The organism is Pseudonocardia pini (assembly GCF_013870575.1).
GTDB classification, from domain to species: Bacteria; Actinomycetota; Actinomycetes; order Mycobacteriales; family Pseudonocardiaceae; genus Pseudonocardia; species Pseudonocardia pini.
Genome location: NZ_JACBXB010000929.1, coordinates 1 through 1910, shown reverse-complemented (window position 1 = coordinate 1910; position 1910 = coordinate 1). Strand labels below are relative to the sequence as shown.

Genomic DNA, 1910 nt, shown 5'->3' with positions numbered 1-1910 from the left:
CGCCTGGCGCGCCGCGGCCCTCCCCCGCTAGTCACACACGAACGGCACTCTCGCTCAGTAGGTCTGAGCGAGAGTGCCGTTCGGTCGACGAGTTCGCGCCGGTGATCCCGGCGTGTCAGCCCGCGACGGCCGTGCGCGAAAGCGCGTGCTCGACCAGCGCCACCAGCGACCTGAGGCTCGAGCCGGCCTCGCGGGCATCCATCCACAGCACCGGGGTCTCGGCCGCGAGCGCCAGGGCGTCCCGGACGTCGTCCTCGCTGTGCTGCTCGTACCCGGGGAACCGGTTGACGCCGATGACGTACGGGATCCGCCGGTCCTCGAAGTAGTCGATCGCCGGGAAGCACTCGTCGACCCGGCGCAGGTCCACGAGGACCACCGCGCCCACCGAGCCGCGGGCCAGCTCGTCCCACATGAACCAGAAGCGGGACTGCCCCGGCGTGCCGAACAGGTAGAGGATCAGCGAGTCGTCGACCGTGATCCGGCCGAAGTCCATCGCCACCGTGGTGGTGACCTTGTCCGGCACCGCCGCGGTCTCGTCCACCCCGATCGACGCCGCCGTCATCGCCTGCTCGGTGAGCAGCGGCGGGATCTCCGACAGCGAGCGCACGAAGGTCGTCTTGCCGACCCCGAAGCCGCCTGCCACCAGGATCTTCAGCGGGTAGAGCTCACCCCGATCGCGCACGGAGTCCCTCCAACAGTCGTTCCAGGATCTCGGGGCCGGGGGTGCCGTCGCCCCCGACCTGCGGCAGGTGCACGGCGACGTACCCGGCGTCGGCCAGGTCACCGACCAGCACCCTGGCCACCCCCACCGGCACCTGCAGGTGGGCGCCGATCTCGACCAGCGACACCGGGGCGGCGGCCAGGCCGAGGATCGTGCGGTACTCCAACTGCAGGTCCGCGGCGTGCCGGCCGGAGTGCGTGACCGTCACGAGCGCCTCGACCGGCAGCTCCTTGCCCGCCGAGCGTGTCCGGCCGCCGGTGACGGCGTACACCGGGACCACCCGGCCCGCCCGTCTGGGTGCGGGGATCTCCCCGTCGTCCGCGGCCACCTGCTACCGCCCGGCCGGTGTGCGTGGCGCCGGAGTCAGGGCGTGGCCCACCCGCGACGCGAGCAGCGTCATCTCGTAGCCGATCATGCCGATGTCGCAGGCCCGCTCGGCGTGCACGGCGAGCGTCGCGCCGCGGCTCACGGCAGTGACGAACAGGTAGCCGCCCTCCATCTCCAGGATGGTCTGGCTCACCGCGCCCGAGCCGAGCAGCTGCGCGGTGCCGTTGGCCAGGCTGACCAGCCCGGACGCCGCCGCGGACAGCTGGTCGCCGAGGGCCTCGCCGACGCCCGGGGAGGCGGCGAGGCGGAGCCCGTCGCCCGAGACGACCACCGCGTTCCGCACACCCGGGACGTCCCGGGTGAACTCCACGAGCAGCCAGTCCAGCCTGCCGGTCGAGGTGCTCACTGGTGGGTCCTCCTGTCGTCGACGTGCTCGTGTTGGTCGGCGACGGCCTGGGCCGCCTGCCTGCTCGCCTGGTAGCGGGACAGCGCCTGCGCGGCGTCCGAGCTCGGGCCCGCCGGGCGGGCCGGGGCCGGTGCGGAGCCCGCGGGCGTGCTGCCCGCCTTCAGCTCCGGGGCGAGGTTGGCCTGGGGGACCCGCCTGCGCAGGCCGCTGGTGCCGGTGTTCGGTCCCGTCGCCTCGGCGGGCGAGGTCCGGGGCGCCGGGATCGGCATCCGGTCGGCGTCGGTCCGCTCCCCCTCCGAGGGGCCGGCGTCGGGTCCGGTGTGGCCGTTCGTGTCGGCGGTGTCCCTCGTGGACGGTTCGGTCGACGCGAGGCGCACCGCGTCCGCGCTGCTTCCGGGGCCGCGCAGGCCCGCGGCGTCCCGCGGTCCATCGTGGCCGAATCCACTGTGGCCGAAT

General features: G+C 74.1%; 4 protein-coding genes. All 4 read right to left on the bottom strand.

Annotation, left to right across the window (positions count from 1 at the left end; translation table 11 throughout):
* Positions 1-115: 115 nt before the first annotated feature.
* Entirely contained in the window at positions 116-682 is a 567-nt protein-coding gene (locus H5J29_RS30945; protein WP_181784480.1) for a GTP-binding protein, read from the bottom strand.
* Complete coding sequence (locus tag H5J29_RS30940) at positions 666-1049, bottom strand: DUF742 domain-containing protein (RefSeq protein WP_220188151.1); 384 nt, start codon at positions 1047-1049, stop codon at positions 666-668. The genes H5J29_RS30945 and H5J29_RS30940 overlap by 17 nt, the downstream gene beginning before the upstream one ends.
* Positions 1050-1052: 3 nt before the next feature.
* The gene (locus H5J29_RS30935) at positions 1053-1454 is read right to left on the bottom strand and encodes a roadblock/LC7 domain-containing protein (RefSeq protein WP_181784479.1); all 402 of its coding nucleotides are present in this window, start codon (positions 1452-1454) and stop codon (positions 1053-1055) included.
* The coding region (locus tag H5J29_RS30930; RefSeq protein ID WP_220188150.1) for a hypothetical protein at positions 1451-1910 on the bottom strand (460 nt) is incomplete at its 5' end. The genes H5J29_RS30935 and H5J29_RS30930, both read right to left, overlap by 4 nt.